Origin of the sequence: Actinosynnema sp. NPDC002837 (assembly GCF_040295345.1) — a bacterium.
Lineage (GTDB): Bacteria > Actinomycetota > Actinomycetes > Mycobacteriales > Pseudonocardiaceae > Actinosynnema.
The window spans coordinates 1-16,758 of record NZ_JBEOVG010000076.1; the positions used below are offsets into that span (position 1 = coordinate 1).

The following is a 16,758-nucleotide window of genomic DNA, read 5'->3' on the forward strand; positions in this document are numbered from 1 at the left end:
GACGGGGGTCTCCCGTCGGCCTCACGGCCTGTCCATGACCGGTACGTGCGCTACAGGTACGAGCGCTGGCCCCACGGCATCGCCGCGGCGAGCTGCGCCCGCCTGCCGATGTCGAGCTTGCGGTAGATGCGGGTGATGTGGAGTTCGACGGCCCGGGTCGACACCGAGAAGTGCTCGGCGATCTGCCGGTTCGTCATCCCCTCCAACATCATCAGCGCGATCCGGTGCTCGTGCGGCGTCAACGGCTCGCGCGAGCGCGCCTCGGCGCTCTGCCCGTCACGCGGCCGGACGATGCCCGGCACGCGCTCACCTTCCGGCACACCCAGCAGCACGTGCCACTGGCGTATGCGCACCTCTGCGATCGACTGCGATCGCACGTACGGGTCACCGCGCACCAGGTCCCGGGCCGCGGCGTCGTCGGGCACCTGAACGATGAGCAGCACGCCGGAACCATCGGCCCACGGGCCGGTTCCGACGAGCACGCCCTGCTCGGCGAGCGGACGCCAATATTCCCGGTGTGCGAGATGAATGGATCTCCGCACCTGGCGCGCATCACGAAATGTCAACTCAACGGCGAAAGCCACTGGACTGATCCCCATTTCATTCCGCGGCCGACTTTCGCCACATACTCAACTGTGACGTTTATTCAGTGTCAAGTGAGACACATCACAACGGTGATATGGGAACCCAATGGCCCCTATAGCCGCTTTTCGAACCAGTGCTCCGCATAGCGGTCGTCGTTGAACGCGGGCACCTCACGGTAGCCGTGCCGCGCGTACAACGCCCGCGCTTCGACCAGGTCAGTACGGGTGTCGAGGCGAATGGCCGCAGCACCAAATGAGACAGCCGCCTCCTCGACCGCCGCGAGCAGCGCCGCTCCGCCGCCGGTGCCGCGAGCGGCCGGATCGACGAACATCCGCTTCATCTCCGCCATTTCGCGGTCAACCATGCGGAAGCCGACGCATCCTCGCACCGCCCCGTCGCGACGACCGACGAAGAACCCCGCCAGGTCGTCGGTCGGGTCGTCGGCGATCGCCCGGTCGACCTCCTCGGGCACGGCCGGTCGGCCGTAGTAGCGCCCGATGATGTCGGTCAAGTACGTGCGGATCACCGCGACCGCGGTCGGGCTGTCAACCGGTTCAGGCTGAACGGTCCAGGAACTCATTGGCAGATTCTCACCTGCGCTGGGCCATTCGGACACGTGGTTTTCGCCATTCCGGACGCGTGTAAAGTCCCCGCCCGTGGCAGCGCAACAGGTCCGGCTGGAGCGGGACGCCGTGGGGCTCGCCGTCCTCACCGTGGACGCTCCCCCGCTGAACCTCTACACCGCCGAGTTGCACGACCTGCTGGAGGCGGCGGTCGAGGACCTGGAGGAGCGGCCCGCGCGTGCGCTGCTGATCCGCTTCGAGGGCAAGGTCGTCAGCGGCGGTGTCGACGTCGGGCTGTTCGCCGCGCAGGAGACGTCCGCGCGGGCCAAGGTCCTGCTCGACCAGATGCTGGAGCTGACCGAACGGGTGGCCGCGCTGCCGTTCCCGACCGTGTTCGCCGCGCACGGGCTGTGCCTGACGTGGGCGTTCGAGGTCGCGGTGGCGTGCGACCTCGTCCTGGCCGCGCGGCGGGCGACGTTCGGGTTGGTGGAGAAGGTCGTCGGGCTGACCCCGACCATGGGCGGCACGCAGCGGCTGGCCGCGCGGGCCGGTGTCGGTCGGGCCAAGGAGCTCGTGATGACCGGCGAGCGCTACGACGCGGCCACGCTGGAACGGTGGGGCGTGGTCAACCGGGTGCTGCCGGACGAGGGCTTCGACGACGCGGCGCTGGAGTTCACCGCGGCGCTGGCGACCGGGCCCACGGTGGCGCACGCGGCGACCAAGCGGGTGCTGGCGCACTTCGAGAGCGGCGGCGTGCCCGAGGCGAACGAGCACGTCACCGCGATCGCGGCCGAGCTGTTCGAGACCGAGGACCTGCGCGGCGCGGTGCGGTCGTTCCTGGCCGACGGTCCGGGCAGGGCGACGTTCAGCGGTCGCTGATCCGCCGGAACTCGCCCCAGCGGGTGTTCTGGCGGTCCCAGATCGCCTGGTACTCGGCGAACATCTCGGCGACCTTGGCGGCGTCGACCCGGTCGCTCGGCGTGTCCGCGAGGTAGTGGCTGACGTCGTCGTGCAGCCGGTGGAAGCGGGAGATGGACTCCTCCATCAGCACCCACAGGGGCCGCCACGCGAAGTACGGCTCCAGCACGGCGAACACCGTGGTCAACGCGACCAGCGAGAACGCCAGACCCGTCCAGAAGTCCAGGTCCTGCCAGCCCAGGATGATCGTCGCGGTCGCGGACATGGTCAGCAGGCCGACCTTGAGCGCGGTCGCCCGGCGGCTGAACCGGGCCGCGCGCTCCCGGCCGTAGTCGCGGGCGCGGTCGATGCGGCCCAGCAGGTCCAGCGCCAGCTCGTGCGGGCTCAGGCCCGACTTCACCGGCTGCTCTTCAGGCTCGTCCACGGCGGGCACCCTATCGGGGGTCGTAGGCGGCGGAGCCGTACCAGGCGAGGGCGGAGCGCAGCTCGACCACGTCCCGGTCGCGGCGCTTGCGGTAGCGCTCGTGCGAGATCGGGTAGACGCGCAGGCCGCCCTTGTGCTTGGTGAAGCTGCCGCGTCCCAGCGTGTCCGGGGTCTTGGCGGCGGCGACCAGCCAGACCACGAGCCACGGGCGGGCGTGGTGCGCCTCCACCTTCACGCGGGCGATCGCGTACCACGGGAGGCGGCGCGACTGCTCGCCGTTGGACAGCGTGATGCCGTCGGGGCCGACGTCGAGGGTGAGCGGCGAGCGCGCGACGCCGACCAGGAGGCGGATGCCGGCCAGCGCGAACGCCAGGAACCCGAGGAACGCGGCCGCCCGCACCGCGTCGGGCGCGCCGGAGGCGGCGTCGGCGATCGAGCCCGTCACGACGGCGGCCAGCGCGTTCGCACCGGCCCAGCTCAGGCCGACCGCGCGGGAGGTCTTGAACCGGACGCCGGTGGGGCGGACCTCCTTGGGCGCGGGGTCGATGCGGACGGGCGCCGCGGTCGGGGTGCGTGGCTGCACCGGCGCGGGGGTGACGAGGGTCGGCGGTTTGGGCGGCGGCTCGTCCACCAGCACGCGGGTCGGCGGCTTGGCGGGCAGCTTGCCCAGCTCGGTGTGCCGTTGCTCGACCATGGTGCGGACGCGTGCGGGGAGCCAGGACGGTTCGGCGGACGGCGGGCCGATCGCCTCCAGCAGGCGTGCGGGCGTCGGGCGGTTCGCCGGCTCCCGGACCAGGCACGGCACGATCAGCGGCACCAGGCCCGGCGGCACGCGGGAGAGGTCCGGGTCCTGGTGGACCACGCGGTAGACCAGCGCGGACGTGGCGCCCTCGCCGAACGGCCCACCGCCCGTCGCGGCGTAGACCAGCACCGAACCGAGCGCGAACACGTCACTCTGGGTGGTGATCTTCTGGCCGACGACCTGCTCGGGTGACAGGTAGCCGGGGGTGCCGAACACGATGCCCGCTTCGGTGAGCGCGGAGTGCTCCAAGGCGCGGGCGATGCCGAAGTCGATCACGCGGGGGCCGTCGTCGGCCAGCAGCACGTTCGACGGCTTGAGGTCGCGGTGCACCAGGCCCGCGCCGTGGATCGCGACCAGCGCTTCTGCCAGGCCGCCGGCGAGGCGGCGCACGGCGCGTTCGGGCAGGGGGCCGTGGTCCTGGACGGCCTGCTGCAGGCTCGGGCCGGGGATGTACTCGGTGGCCATCCACGGCCGGTCGGCGTCGGGGTCGGCGTCCACCACGGTGGCGGTCCAGAAGCCGCCGACCGCGCGCGCCATCTCGACCTCCCGGCGGAAGCGCTCGCGGAACTCGGGGTTGTCGGCCAGCTCGGCGCGCGAGACCTTGACCGCGATCGGCCGCCCGCCGCGTGACCGCGCCAGGTAGACCGACCCCATCGCGCCGCGGCCGAGGGCGGCGAGCAGCGTGTAGTCGCCGATCCGCGACGGGGCGTTCGGGGGCAGTGGCTGCACGACACCCACACTAGATGCGCCGGCCACCCCTCTTGGGCAAGACGGCGAGGTTCGCGGCGCAGCACACAGCCGCGCAACCTCAGACCGGGTCGTGGAGTCGAGGGTCCCTCGCGGTGGTCAGGGTGAGGAGGGTCAGGGTGCGGGCGTGCCAGGAGTGCGGTTCGACCGAGGCGCGGAGGGCGTGCGGCGGCAGCAGGGGGCCGGTCGCGAGGGTGGTGCGCAGGGCGTCGACGAAGTCGGCGTGGGTGCGGGCGGCGCGGACGCGGTCGGTGTAGCCGGCCAGCTCGGCGAAGTCGGTGCTGACCACCGGGAGGCCCAGGGCCAGGTACTCCTTCAGCTTGATGGGGTTGGACCGTTTGATCCAGTCGTTGTCCTGCCAGGGCATGATCGCCACGTCGAACGCCGAGCCGTAGGCCGGGATCGTGGTGTAGGGGCGGAAGCCCAGCCAGTGCACGTTCGGGTACTTGTCGAAGCGCTCCATCGGGTGGGTCGCGTCGCCGATCAGCACCAGGGACGCGTGCGGCAGCTCGGCGGCGACGCGTTCCAGCAGGTCGAAGTCGACCACGAAGTCGTCCAGCGCGCCGAAGAAGCCGATGCGCGGGCCGGGGATCGCGCGGACGTCCGACGGCCACTCGTGCTCCGGCCGCGCGGTGAAGTGGTCGACGTCCACGCCGTGGTCGAGGAAGTGGGCGCGGGAGCCGGTGCGCGGCAGCTCCTCGTCCATCAACGCGTGGCTGACGTACACGACGTGGTCGGCGTTGGCCAGCAGCTGCTCCTCCAACGCCTCGATGGACGCGCGGTCGGCCTCGGGGAAGTCCGAGTGCCGGTCCGAGCGGTTGAACACCAGGCTGTGCCGGCGCATCGGGGCGACGACGTCCCAGGCGGTGGGGATCGTCACCATGATCACCGGCGTGCGCAGGCCCAGCGCGAGGGCGACCAGCCGCACCTGGGCGCGGACCAGGACGGCGTTGACCTTGCGCAGCAACGGCGAGCCGTAGAACGGCAGCGGCAACGGGGACATCACGTAGAAGTCCGGCATCGGCCGGCGCACGAACTTGGCCACGCTGCGCAGCTTGCGCAGGACGCGCCGGGCCACGTGGGTGCTGTTGCCGCGGGTCGGCATCCGCATGCCGATGCTGTTGACCACGAGCACCCTGCGGTGCGCGGCCATCGACCGCATCAGCTGGAAGTCCGAGTGCGCCCGGTTGTGGTACCACCAGTCCTGCGCGGAGAAGCACACCCAGCCGGGTTCGGGGTCCGCGCCGGGGCGGGCCGGCCACCGCCGCCAGCGCAGCAGGTCGCCGACGGCCTTGCGGTGCTTGGCGCCGCGCGGCACGCGCAGCAGCTCGTTCAGCAGCACGGCGCACCACATCGCGAAGGCGGCCGGGCGGCCGTCGCGCTCGCGGACCGCGCGGACCCGGTTCGTGGTGGCCATCGACCACAGCACCGGCGACGTCGACTGCTCGCCGCCGAGGTGCACGGCACGCGCCCGCGGCTCGTAGCGGATGGCGTAACCGCGCTCGCCCGCGCGCACCATGTACTCGGTCTCCTCCGAGTACAGGAAGTACCGCTCCTCCAGCACGCCGGTCGCCTCGCGCGCCTCGCGGGAGATCAGCCACGCCGCGCCGGTCGCCCAGTCCGCCGTGCCGGCCGTCTCGTACCGGAGGGGGTCGACCACCAGCTCGCCGAGCGCCTCGGACCGGCCGGCCCGCGTGCCGCCGAGGAGCGCTTCGCCCAGGGCGCGCAACGGGTTCGGCGCACGGCGCAACGACAGCTGCGGCGCTCCGTCGGGACCGGCCAGCCGGGGCACCGCGATGCCGGTGCCGGGCAGCGCGAGCGCGGCGCGCAGCAGCGTGACGGCGTCGCGGTGCAGCCGGACGTCCGGGTTGAGCACCAGCACGTCGCAGTCCGGCGCGGCGGCGAACCCGGCGTTGACGCCCGCCGCGAAGCCGTCGTTGGACGCGCGGGCGACGACTTGGGCGTGCGGCGCGACCCGTGCCACGACCGCCAGGGTGTCGTCGGTGGAAGCGTTGTCCACCACCACGACCCGGCTGTCCGGAATGGACTCCAGCGCGATCGCCACGGACTTCAGGCAGTCCTCGACGACGTCCGCGCTGTGGTAGGTCACGACGACGACGGCTAGCGGCACTTCTGCTCCCCGGGCTGGTCGCCGACTCCGTCGGCGGTCGAGCGGCGCAACCGGGTGCGCAGCGCGCCCCCGAGCAGGCGGAACGCGAACGGCAGGTCGTCGCGCAGGTAGCGCCTGGCCAGGCGGCGCGGTTCGAGCGCGAGGCGGTGCAGCCACTCCGCGCCCAGCTTCTGCACCGCGCCCGAGGCGCGCCGGAACTCGCCCGCGGCCATCGGGATGCCCGCGCCGCAGCCGAGGAACCAGGACGCGGGCAGCTCGGCGCGCAGGAGTCGGATCAGGCGTTCCTGCTTGGGGAAGCCGAGGCCGACGAACACCAGGTCCGGCTTGGCCCCCACGGCCTTGGCGACGGTCCCGGCGGTGGCCGCGGCGGAGGTCTCGAACCCGAACGGCGGCGAGTCCGTGCCCACCACGCGCAGCCCGGGGTACTGGGCGCGCAGCGCGTCGGCGGCCTTCTCCGGCACGCCGGGCTCACCGCCGAGCAGGTAGAGCGAACGGCCCTCGCGGGCGGCGGCTTCGGCGAGGGTGAACACCAGCGACGACCCGGTGACCCGTTCGGGCACCGGGACGCCCGCGAGCCTGCCCGCCCACACGACCGGCATCCCGTCGGCGACGACCAGCTCGGACTCGGCGATCAGCGCCGCGAGCTCGGGGCTGCGGGTCGCCGCGCGCACGATGTCCACGTTGGCCGTGACGATCGCGCCGCCCTCGGCCCGTCGCCAGGCCTCGGCGACGTGGTCGGCCACACCGGACTCGCGGACGGACCACACGTCGACGGCGCCCACGCGAACGCGGGCCTGCGCTATGTCCGGCATACCCGCGTCATCGGGTTCCGGGTGGTCCCCGTTACGACGTGCCCGAACGGCGGTAACGGTTACCGCACGTGACCGATATCGGGGGCATGTACGTTGCGTCCGTCCGGCCCGGCGAGCGGGTCAGGGGCAGGGTTCCCGGCACGGTCGTCGCGTTGGGCGCGGTGAGCCTGCTGACCGACGTCTCGGCCGAGATGGTCACCGCGTTCATGCCGGTCTACCTGCTGTTCACGCTCAACCTGAGCTACGCGCAGTTCGGCGTCCTCGACGGCCTGTACACCGGTGCGACGGCGGTGCTGAGGCTCGTCGGCGGGCACCTGTCGGACCGGACGCACCGGCACAAGGCGGTCGCCGCGGTCGGTTACGGGCTGTCGGCGGTGACGAAGCTCATCTTCCCGCTCGTGGGCGCGTCGGCGTTCGGGATCGGCGCGACCATGGCGGCGGACCGCGCGGGCAAGGGGCTGCGCACCGCGCCGCGGGACGCGCTGATCTCGTTGGCCACGCCGCCGGACCGGTTGGGCGCGGCGTTCGGGCTGCACCGGAGCATGGACACGGTGGGCGCGCTGCTCGGGCCGTTGGTGACGTTCCTGCTGCTGTACTGGGTCGGCACGGTCGCGGGCCCGGTGTTCGTGGTGAGCGCGTGCTTCGCGGTGGTGGGGCTGATCGTGCTGGTGGCGTTCGTGCGGGAGAACCCGCGCCCCGCGCCGACCGGGCCGCGGCCGTCGGTGAAGGCGGGTCTCGCGCTGCTGCGGGAGGCGGGGTACCGGCGGCTGGCGGTCGCGTCGGCGGTGCTGGGCCTGGCGACGTTGTCGGACGCGTTCGTGTTCATCCTGGTGCAGAAGGCGACGAGCGCGCCGCTGCACCTGTTGCCGCTGTTGCCGTTGGGCACGGCTCTGGTGTTCCTCCTCGCCGCCGCGCCGGTGGGACGCCTGGCCGACCGGATCGGCCGGTGGCCGGTGTTCCTGGGCGGGCACGTGCTGCTGCTGGGCGTGTACGTGCTGCTGCTGGCCGCCGGCACCGGTTACGCCGGGGTCGGTGCGGCCCTGTTGCTGCACGGGCTCTTCTACGCCGCGACGGACGGCGTCCTGTCCGCCCGCGTCAGCGCGCTCGTGCCGGAGTCGTTGCGGGCGTCCGGGCTGGCGGTGGTGCAGACGGGGCAGGCGTTGGCGCGGCTGGTGTCGTCCGTCGCCTTCGGCTTCCTGCTCCAGTTCGCCGCCTTCGGCACGGCCGTGCACGCGGCCATCGGCTCGCTGCTCGTCGCGGTCCTGGTGGCGGCCGGGCTCTGCCGGGTCAGAGCAGGGTGAGGGCGATGGAGCCGTGCGCGGCGGAACGGCCGTGGGTCAGGTCGCCCGCGTGGCTCGCCGTGTAGCCCTGGAGCAGGGTGGCCAGGCCCACCAGCAGGGGTACGTTGGCGTCGCACTGCGCCTTGCCGTAGGCGTTCGTGGTGGCGGTGCAGAGCGGGTGGCCCTTGACCGTGCGGAAGGAGATCTGCTTGCCCGCCACCGGTTTGCCCGTGTGGGACTCGGTGAGGGTGGCGTCCAGGCCGCGCGCGGTGAAGCCGAGCAGGCGCAGCTGCAGCTGGGCGTGGCCGGCGGTCAGCTTGGTGGGTGCCGGGGGTACGGCGTGGATCGCGATGCCGACCGGGTTCGCGCCCACGGGGACCGTGCCGACGACCGCCAGGGTCGTGGTGTCCACGATGGACACGGTGTCGCTGTTGTAGTTCGTCACGTAGGCCTTCGCGCCGTCCGGGGTCAGGGAGACGCTGATCGGCCTGCTGCCCACCGGGATCCGGGCCACCTGCGTCAGCGCGTTGACGTCGACCACCGACAGGCTGTGGCCTTCACTGTTGGTCACGTAGGCGCGCGCGCCGTCCGGGGAGATCGCGACGCCGTGCGGGATGAAGCTGACCGGGACCGCGCCGATCACGGCGTTGGACGCGGTGTCGACCACGGACACGGTGTTCGACAGCTTGTTGACCACGACGAGCTTCGCGCCGTCGGGGGTCACGGCCACGGCGGTCGGGGTGTTGCCGGTCGGGATGTCGGCGACCTTCGCGTTCGTCGCGGTGTCCACCACGGAGACCGTGCCGGGGCCCGCGACGTCGTGGGCGACGTAGAGCCGCCTGCCGTCCGGCGCGATCGCGATGCCGTCGGCGTTCGCGCCGACCGGGATGGTCTCGGTGGTCGTCGACGTGGCCGCGTCCACCACGGACACCGTGCCCGCCAGGTAGTTCGACACGTACACGTGCCCACCCGACGGCGACACGACGACGCCGGCGGGGCCGTCGCCGACCGGCACGGACGCGTCCACGGTGTTGGTCGGCGTGTCGATGATGGTGAGCGTGTCGTCCCGGACGTTCGTCACGTAGCCGCGCGTGCCGTCGAACGCGACGCCGACGCCGTAGGGCGAGTCGCCCGCGGAGTCGACGAGCGTGGCGGTGACGGCGTTCGTCGCGGTGTCCAGCACCGACACCCCGCCGCCGTTGTTGGCGACGTAGCCGAGCACGCGCACGGGGGCCGCCACGGCCGTCCCGGACGGTCCGAGCAGCAGCGCCGCTCCCAGGGCGACCGCGCCGCACACCGCCGGCGCCTTGCGGATCTGTCTGAGCACGATCGGCCTCCGTGGGTTGGGGTCCACTGCCCCCATCGCCGGCCGGCGCCCCGCCGTTAGCCGTCAGAACCGGTACACGTGGACTTGGTACGGCCCGAAGTCGTCCACGATCCGGCCGTCCACGATCGGCACGGTCCGGTCCTCGTCCACCACCGTGGCCGTGCCCGACGACACCGGCACGGTGAGCGTGACGCGGGCGGCGAGGCTGCGGGGGTGGTCCTTGGTGCCGTCGGTCTGCGCCAGCACCCAGCGGGTGTCGCCGAGCTGCTTGTGCATGCCCGGATCCTTGTGCAGTACGGAGACCGGGATGCCGTTGTCGCTCGACGCGGTCACGCCCGGCGCGTTCGGCGCGTTGAGCACCGGCGCCAACGACTTCAACCGCGCGTTCACGGCGGCGACGCGGGCGGTGATCTCCGGGCGGGTCAGGATGCTGGAGTACTCCCCCGTCCCGTCGGTGTAGAAGCTGTGCGCGAAGTAGTTGATGCCGGTGGCGCCGTGCAGGATCGTGTTCCACACCGCCGATTCGAGCTGGTCGGGGTCGATGATCTCGCCGCGGTCGTGCGGGTGCCCCGTCTCGACGAACCCGTACAGCGGCTTGTCCGGGCCGCACCACTTGCGCATCGTGTCGATGACCTGCCCGTAGCTGTACGCGCCGACGGTGTGGTTGCGGTCGGGGTGGGTCCAGCCGTAGTAGTCGGCCGACGCGATGTCCGCGGCCGAGCAGTAGGTCCGCATGTCCTCTTCGTAGGACTCCTCGATGTAGCCGTAGCCGATCTCGCCGGTCGGCGTGCCCATCCACGGGCTGAAGTTGAGGTACGTCGGCCTGGACGGGTCCTCGGCGCGCACCGCGTCGGCGGCCTTCACGATCGCCGACGGCTGCATGTCCGGGTGGAACACGTCGCCGTAGACCTTGGTCATGTCCGGCTCGTCGGCGATCAGGTAGCCGACGTAGTTGCGTGCGTGCGCGGTGTCGGCCAGGACCGCGTCGACGCGCGTGCCGTCCACGTACACGCGCCAGTCGGTCTCGTGCAGCCCTTCCTGGCGGAGGTACCACCACTCGTCCTCCCAGAGCCCGATGCCGAAGTCGACGCCGATCTCCGGGAACGCCCGGCCGAGCTTCTTCCCGTTCTCCACGCCGGACGGGTCCTGCATCCAGACGTTGATCGGGAACACGGCCGGGTCGCCGGTCGGGTTGGGTCCGTTGGCCCACTGCTTGTAGTAGTCGACGGACGGGCCGGCGAGGACCGGTGGCGGGTCGGCCAGCCGTTGCGCCTCGGCCGTGCACGCGGTCGCGACGAGGGCGAGCGCCAGCGCCGCACGGGTCGGCTTCACCTCGACGTCCGCGCGGCCAGCACCCGTTTCGCCTTCTCGAAGCCGTCCGGGCCGAGCAGCCGCATCGCCGCGGTCTTGACCACGTACCGGGCCCCGTCACGCGCCGACCGCAGCGGGTGACCGACGAACCGGTCACGGGCCAGCACACCGCCGGCGGGCTCCGGCACGTCGTCCAGCGCCGCGCCGAACAGCGCCCGGTGCGGCGCGGGCGCGACCAGCCTGCCGCGGGTGCGGTTGCTCACGTTCCCGCCGTGCACGACCTGGAGCCAGCCGGGCGGTCCGCCCAGCGACACCACCTCGGCGTGCCGGTGCAGCCGGTTGTGCCAGTCGGCCCAGCACGTCACCGGCGCGTCCCAGCTCTCCCGCATCGAGGCGAACGCGTTGTCGCGGTCGTGGTGCGCGAACAACCCGGTCGGGCTCTTGACCAGCCCGTTCGCCAGGTACAGGGCGGTGCGGCGACCGGTGGACGGCTGCGCCTGGAGCCGGGCGACGAAGTCCGCGGCGAGGCCGTCGTCGTTGTCGAGGTTGGTGGTGATCAGCTCGTCGCCCTTGACCGGGAAGAGCTTGGCGATGTCCTCGACCAGCTCGTCGCGGCTGACCTGCGTGCGGAACACGGGCGTGTACGCGTCGCCGTGCGCCTCGATGCGGTCCTTGAGCCACCGCGGGCTCTCCGGGTCGAAGTAGACGAGCCACCGGAAGTCCGAGGACGTCTGCGCCGCCACGGACGGCAGGCAGTACCGCTCGAACAGCCCGACGCGTTCGGTCAACCACCCCTCCCGCGCCCGCACGACGCTCTCCGCCCCGACGGACGGCAGGTTGAAGCGCGTCAGCACGACGTGGTCCATGGAACCCCTTCCCTCGTGTCCCGTACATCGGGATCGGGGCCGCGCCGTTAACGATCCGCGGTCGCGCACGATGAGTAGAGCGTGACTGAGCCCCCGGCACGACCAACGGTCGACGTCGTCATCCCGTGTTACAACTACGCGCGGTTCCTGCGCGCGTGCGTGAAGAGCGTGCTCGACCAACCCGGTGTCGACGTGCGGGTGCTGATCATCGACGACACGTCCACCGACGAGACGCCCGAGGTCGTGGCCGAGTTGACGCGGGACCCCCGGGTCGAGGGCCGCAGGCACGAGGTCAACCAGGGCCACATCGCGACCTACAACGAGGGCCTGCTGGAGTGGGCCAAGGCCGACTACACCGTGCTGCTGTCCGCCGACGACCTGCTCGCGCCGGGCGCGTTGGCCCGTGCCGCCGAGGTCTTCGAGGCGAACCCGAACGTCGGCATGGTGTACGGACGTGTTGTTTATTACACCGATCACGACAACCTGCCGTCCGTGATCGCCCCGCCGGCCGGCCGCACGGTCTGGTCCGGTGTGGACTGGATCGAGGCGCGATGCCGCACCGGGCAGAACGTGCTGTCCTCGCCCGAGGCCGTGGTGCGCACGTCGGTGCAGCAGGCCGTCGGCGGCTACCGGCCCGACCTGCCGCACGCGGGCGACCTGGAGATGTGGATGCGCATCGCCGCGGTGTCCGACATCGGCTACGTGCGCGGCAAGCCCGCCGCGTACTACCGCGTGCACCAGCAGAGCATGATGCGCACGCAGTTCTCGTCGCTCTTCGCCGACCTGGAGCAGCGGCAGGCCGTGTTCGAGCGGTTCTTCGCCGAGCACCCCGACCTGCCGGCGCGGCTGCGGGCGCTGGCCGACCGGTCGATCGCCAAGGACGCGCTGTGGCGGGCGGTGCGCGCCTACGACCGGGACCGGCTCGACGAGATCCCGGTGGACGAGCTGGAGGCGTTCGCCCGGCGGGTGTTCCCCGACGCGGCGCGGTTGCCCGAGTACCGGGCGTTGCGGCGGCGACGGGCGGTGGGGCCGAGGGTGTGCAGCCGCACGCAGCTGTTCGTCGGCAGCCACCTGGTCAAGCGCGGCGCAGGCGTCGTGGGCAAGCAGGTCTGGAAGTGGCGCGGCCAGTGACCGCCGAGGTGGAGCCGCCGGTGACCGGGCGGCCGGAGCTGCGGCGCAAGGTCGGTTCGGCGATCCGGTGGAGCGTGGTCAACAGCCTGGTGCAGCGGTTGGGCCAGGTGGGTGTCGGCGTCCTGCTGGCCCGGCTGATCGCACCGGAGCAGTTCGGCGTGTTCGCGGTCGCGCTGGTGGTGCTCAACATCGTGATGAGCGTCAGCGAGATGGGCGTGAGCGTCGCCCTGGTGCGCAGCGAACGCCCGGTCGAGGAGCTCGCGCCCACCGTGACGACGCTGTCCATCGCGTCCGGCGCGCTGTTGGCGCTGCTGTGCGTGCTCGGCGCGCCGTGGTTCGCCGAGGCGATGGACACGCCGCAGGCGACGGGCGTGATCCAGCTCATGTCGTTGTCGCTGGTGGTCGCCGGCGCGTCGGCGGTGCCGGGCGCCGTGCTGCAACGCGAGTTCCGGCAGGACCACAAGTTCGTCGCGGACACGTCGGCGTTCGTCGTCGGCACGGCCGTGGTGGTCGTGCTCGCGCTGCTGGGCTTCGGCGCGTGGAGCCTGGCGTGGTCGCGGATCGCCACCAACCTGGTCGCCGCGGTGGTGATGTTCGCCTACACGCCGAAGCGCTACGGACCGGGGTTCGACCCGGCGCGGGCACGGGAGGTGCTGGCGTTCGGGCTGCCGTTGGCGGGTGCGAGCCTGCTCGTGTTCGGGGTGCTCAACGTCGACTACGTCATCGTGGGCGGCGTGCTCGGCACGGTGCCGCTGGGGTTCTACCTGCTCGCGTTCAACCTGGCGAACTGGCCGGTCGGCGCGTTCTCGCAGCCGGTGCGCAGCGTGTCACTGGCGGCGTTCGCGCAGGTCAGAGATGATCCGGAGCTGTTCGCGCGTACGTTCGCGCGTGCGTTGCGGCTGCTCGCGCTGGTGACGGTGCCCGCGTGCGTGCTGCTGGCGGCGCTGGCCGACCCGCTCGTGCGCACGGTGTACGGCGAGCGGTGGGCGCCGGCCGCGCAGGCGTTGGCGTTGCTGGTGCTGCTGGGAGCGCTGCGGGTGGCGTTGGAGCTCGGGTACGACTACCTGGCCGGCGCCGGGCGGTCGCGCGCGATCCTGGTCATCCACCTGGTGTGGCTGGCCGCGCTCGTGCCGCTGCTGGCGCTGGGCGCGCACCTGGACGGCATCCGGGGCGTGGCGCTGGCGCAGAGCGTGGTCGTGCTCGTGGTGATCGTGCCCGCGTACCTGATCGCCTTCCGGCCCTACGGGTTGCGGGCGCGGGCTTTGGGCGCGGCGGTCGCGCGGCCGGTGGCCGGCGGTGTGGTGATGGTCCTGGTGGCGTCGGGCGTGCAGTGGGTCCTCGACGGCGCCCTGTGGCGGCTGCTGGTGGGCGGCGCGTTGGCGTCGCTGGCGTACGCGGCCGTGGTGTTCCCCCTGCGCCACGAGGTGCTGGGCCTGTTGCGGAGGAGTGGCGCGTGAGGGTCGTCCGGCAGTTGCGACGGCGGGCGCACCAGGTCACGCGCATCATGCGCGAACAGGGTGTGCGTCAGGTCGGCGCCCGCGCGCTCGGCCGTGCGGCACGGCGGCTCGGCGCGGGCGCCGAGGTGTTCCCGGTGCGCCTGGAGGACGTGCGCGCGGCGGACATCGGCGCGCGGCGGCCGGTGGTCGTGCCGCCGGTGCCGGAGGACGGGCGGCTGGTGGTCAACTGGGTCAGCACGCCGCCCTCACCGGGCTCCGGCGGGCACACCACGATGTTCCGGCTGATCGAGCACCTGGAGTCGGTGGGGCACACGTGCCGGCTGTACCTGTACGACGTGTACGGCAGCCGTGCGGCCGACCACGAGCAGGTGATCAGGTCGGCGTTCCCGGGCTTCCGCGGGTCGGTGCACGACGTGGCGGACGGGATGGCCGACGCGCACGCCGTGTTCGCCACCGCCTGGATGACGGCCTACCCGGCGTTCAACGACCCGTGCGCGGGCAGGCGGTTCTACCTCGTGCAGGACTACGAGCCGTGGTTCTTCCCGGTCGGAGGGCTCTCGGCGTTGGCGGAGAACACCTACCGGATGGGGTTCCACGGCTTCACCGCCGGCCGGTTCCTGGCCGACAAGGTGCGCGCCGAGACGGGGATGGCGGCCGACCACTTCGACTTCGGCTGCGACGCGGACCGCTACCACCTGACCGAGGGCGTGCGGCGGGACGGCGTGGTGTTCTACGCGCGCCGGCTGGCGCCCCGGCGGGCGATCGAGATCGGGTTGCTGGCGTTGGAGATCTTCGCCGAGCGGCACCCGGACGTCGTGATCCACACGTACGGGGAGAAGATCGGCTCGCTGGGCCCGCGGCACGTCGACCACGGGCTGGTCACGCCCGACCGGCTCAACGAGATCTACAACCGGTGCTACGCGGGCCTCACGCTGTCGATGACGAACGTCTCGCTGGTGCCGCACGAGATGCTGGCCGCCGGGTGCCTGCCGGTCGTCAACGACGCCGCGCACAACCGGGTCGTGCTGGACAACGACCACGTCCGGTACGCGCCCGCGACACCGCACGACCTGGCCCGCGCGCTGTCCGACGTGGTCACGTCACCGGACTTCGACGCGGTGGCCCGGGCCGCGTCGGCGAGCGTGTCCGGCCGGTCGTGGGACGCGGCCGGGCACGAGTTGGAGAAGGTGCTCAGGCGGGAGCTGCCGGCCTGAGCAGGCGGCGCTGCGCCGGCCGTTCGACGAGCCGGTGCAGCAGCCACGCCAGCCCGAGCGAGACGCCCAGGACGGCCACGGCGATCCCGATCGCCCCGGCCAGGGCGACGTCGTGCGGCCCGAGCGCCTCCGCCGCCCGCATCACCACCTGGTGCACCAGGTAGAAGGCGAACGAGACCTCGCCGAGGAACACCGCCGTGCGGCCGCGCCACGGTGACCGCGCGCCGGTGATGTCGGCGACCGCGGCGGCCGGGATGAGCAGCGCCAGCGGGACGACCGTGCCGGCGACGTAGCCGAACGTGCCCGGCAGGTGACCGGAGCCGACGTACCCGGCGACCGCGAGCGCGCCCGCCCGCCACAGGGGCAGCCGGGGCCAGCGGCCGGCGCGCACGATCCGGGCCAGCGCCATGCCCAGCACGAACTCCAGCGCCCGGGTCACCGGGAAGACGTAGACGAACCAGTACTCCAGGTCCGCGGGCAGCGGCAGGGCGATCACCGGGACCAGGACCACCGCGGCCATGAGGCCGAGCGCGAGCGCCCAGAGCCTCCGCCGCGGCACGCGGTCCACCCGCGCCAGGAGCCAGGCGAACGCCGCGTAGAACGCGGCCTCGCACGACAGCGACCACGCCGGCGTGTTGACGCCGAAGTAGACCGACTGGACCGGCACCCAGGCTTGGAGCAGGAACAGCCCCACCACGCCCGAGAGCACGGACACGCCGCCCAGCCAGGCGAGGCCGGCGAACACCACGACCCAGACCACCACGTGGTTGGGCAGCACCCTGGCCGCCCTGCGCCGCCGGCCGACGCTCGCCGGCACGCCTTCCCGCGCGGACCACGTGAGCACGAAACCGGACAGGAGGAAGAAGAACCCGACCCCGGTCGCGCCCTGCCCGAACACCGCTTCGAGGACGCCTTCGGCTCCCGTGCCCGCGAACAACCCGCCGGCGTGCAGGTGGAAGCCGAAGACGACGAACGCGGCGAGGAAGCGCAGCCCGGTGAGCGAGGGCAACCGGACCGGCGGCAGTGGCGGGATCGCCGGGGCGGACGACGGGAGCGGCGCCGGCGCGTTCGTCATCGGCGGTTGGCCCGACCGGCGCAGCGGTCCGTGCCACCGTTGCCGCGTAACACGATTCTTGCGGTCGAATATTCGTTTCCCGCAAAGAATAACAACTTCCGCCTCCGATGCAGCA

Annotated in this window: 15 protein-coding genes; 5 read left to right on the plus strand and 10 right to left on the minus strand. The window is 72.5% G+C overall.

Annotated features, from left to right (window positions below):
• Positions 1-50: 50 nt before the first annotated feature.
• Positions 51-584 carry a LuxR C-terminal-related transcriptional regulator gene (locus ABTZ99_RS34400; protein ID WP_236594835.1) on the minus strand — a complete coding sequence of 178 codons (534 nt, stop codon included), beginning with the start codon at positions 582-584 and terminating at the stop codon, positions 51-53.
• 113 nt (positions 585-697) lie between these two features.
• The gene (locus ABTZ99_RS34405; protein WP_498772551.1) at positions 698-1,165 is read right to left on the minus strand and encodes a GNAT family N-acetyltransferase; all 468 of its coding nucleotides are present in this window, start codon (positions 1,163-1,165) and stop codon (positions 698-700) included.
• A 76-nt stretch (positions 1,166-1,241) separates the two neighbouring features.
• On the opposite strand from ABTZ99_RS34405, the gene ABTZ99_RS34410 reads away from it, so the two are divergent.
• Positions 1,242-2,027: an enoyl-CoA hydratase/isomerase family protein gene (locus ABTZ99_RS34410; RefSeq protein WP_499617357.1), complete on the plus strand. Its 786-nt coding sequence runs from the start codon at positions 1,242-1,244 to the stop codon at positions 2,025-2,027.
• Here the strand turns inward: ABTZ99_RS34410 and ABTZ99_RS34415 are convergent.
• From ABTZ99_RS34415 to ABTZ99_RS34430, 4 genes are all read right to left on the minus strand, one after another.
• Positions 2,014-2,490: an SLATT domain-containing protein gene (locus tag ABTZ99_RS34415; RefSeq protein ID WP_499617360.1), complete on the minus strand. Its 477-nt coding sequence runs from the start codon at positions 2,488-2,490 to the stop codon at positions 2,014-2,016. The two genes, ABTZ99_RS34410 and ABTZ99_RS34415, sit on opposite strands and share 14 nt — an antisense overlap.
• A 10-nt stretch (positions 2,491-2,500) precedes the next feature.
• The gene (locus ABTZ99_RS34420; RefSeq protein ID WP_499617363.1) at positions 2,501-4,021 is read right to left on the minus strand and encodes a serine/threonine-protein kinase; all 1,521 of its coding nucleotides are present in this window, start codon (positions 4,019-4,021) and stop codon (positions 2,501-2,503) included.
• A 79-nt stretch (positions 4,022-4,100) separates the two neighbouring features.
• Positions 4,101-6,170, minus strand: a complete 2,070-nt coding sequence (locus ABTZ99_RS34425) for a glycosyltransferase (protein WP_499617366.1) — start codon at positions 6,168-6,170, stop codon at positions 4,101-4,103.
• Positions 6,161-6,982 carry a WecB/TagA/CpsF family glycosyltransferase gene (locus tag ABTZ99_RS34430; RefSeq protein WP_498772541.1) on the minus strand — a complete coding sequence of 274 codons (822 nt, stop codon included), beginning with the start codon at positions 6,980-6,982 and terminating at the stop codon, positions 6,161-6,163. The genes ABTZ99_RS34425 and ABTZ99_RS34430 overlap by 10 nt, the downstream gene beginning before the upstream one ends.
• A gap of 86 nt (positions 6,983-7,068) precedes the next feature.
• Between ABTZ99_RS34430 and ABTZ99_RS34435 the strand changes: the two genes are divergently transcribed.
• Positions 7,069-8,283 (plus strand): MFS transporter, encoded by a 1,215-nt coding sequence (locus ABTZ99_RS34435; protein ID WP_498772817.1) that lies wholly within the window; start codon positions 7,069-7,071, stop codon positions 8,281-8,283.
• On the opposite strand, the gene ABTZ99_RS34440 is transcribed toward ABTZ99_RS34435, so the two are convergent.
• From ABTZ99_RS34440 to ABTZ99_RS34450, 3 genes are all read right to left on the minus strand, one after another.
• Entirely contained in the window at positions 8,270-9,589 is a 1,320-nt protein-coding gene (locus ABTZ99_RS34440) for a cytochrome D1 domain-containing protein (RefSeq protein WP_499617368.1), read from the minus strand. The two genes, ABTZ99_RS34435 and ABTZ99_RS34440, sit on opposite strands and share 14 nt — an antisense overlap.
• Positions 9,590-9,652: 63 nt before the next feature.
• Entirely contained in the window at positions 9,653-10,921 is a 1,269-nt protein-coding gene (locus ABTZ99_RS34445) for a hypothetical protein (protein WP_499617371.1), read from the minus strand.
• Positions 10,918-11,766 carry a glycosyltransferase gene (locus ABTZ99_RS34450; RefSeq protein WP_499617374.1) on the minus strand — a complete coding sequence of 283 codons (849 nt, stop codon included), beginning with the start codon at positions 11,764-11,766 and terminating at the stop codon, positions 10,918-10,920. The genes ABTZ99_RS34445 and ABTZ99_RS34450 overlap by 4 nt, the downstream gene beginning before the upstream one ends.
• An 81-nt stretch (positions 11,767-11,847) precedes the next feature.
• Here ABTZ99_RS34450 and ABTZ99_RS34455 point away from each other — a divergent pair, with 81 nt between their 5' ends.
• Genes ABTZ99_RS34455 through ABTZ99_RS34465 form a run of 3 tightly spaced genes read left to right on the plus strand, consistent with a single transcriptional unit; the run spans position 11,848 to position 15,568 of the window.
• Positions 11,848-12,897, plus strand: a complete 1,050-nt coding sequence (locus tag ABTZ99_RS34455) for a glycosyltransferase (RefSeq protein ID WP_498772533.1) — start codon at positions 11,848-11,850, stop codon at positions 12,895-12,897.
• Positions 12,882-14,354 (plus strand): lipopolysaccharide biosynthesis protein, encoded by a 1,473-nt coding sequence (locus tag ABTZ99_RS34460; RefSeq protein ID WP_498772531.1) that lies wholly within the window; start codon positions 12,882-12,884, stop codon positions 14,352-14,354. Before ABTZ99_RS34455 ends, ABTZ99_RS34460 begins: the two co-directional genes overlap by 16 nt.
• Positions 14,351-15,568 carry a rhamnosyltransferase WsaF family glycosyltransferase gene (locus ABTZ99_RS34465; protein WP_499617378.1) on the plus strand — a complete coding sequence of 406 codons (1,218 nt, stop codon included), beginning with the start codon at positions 14,351-14,353 and terminating at the stop codon, positions 15,566-15,568. Before ABTZ99_RS34460 ends, ABTZ99_RS34465 begins: the two co-directional genes overlap by 4 nt.
• On the opposite strand, the gene ABTZ99_RS34470 is transcribed toward ABTZ99_RS34465, so the two are convergent.
• Positions 15,546-16,643, minus strand: a complete 1,098-nt coding sequence (locus tag ABTZ99_RS34470) for an acyltransferase family protein (protein ID WP_499617381.1) — start codon at positions 16,641-16,643, stop codon at positions 15,546-15,548. The two genes, ABTZ99_RS34465 and ABTZ99_RS34470, sit on opposite strands and share 23 nt — an antisense overlap.
• Positions 16,644-16,758: the final 115 nt, after the last annotated feature.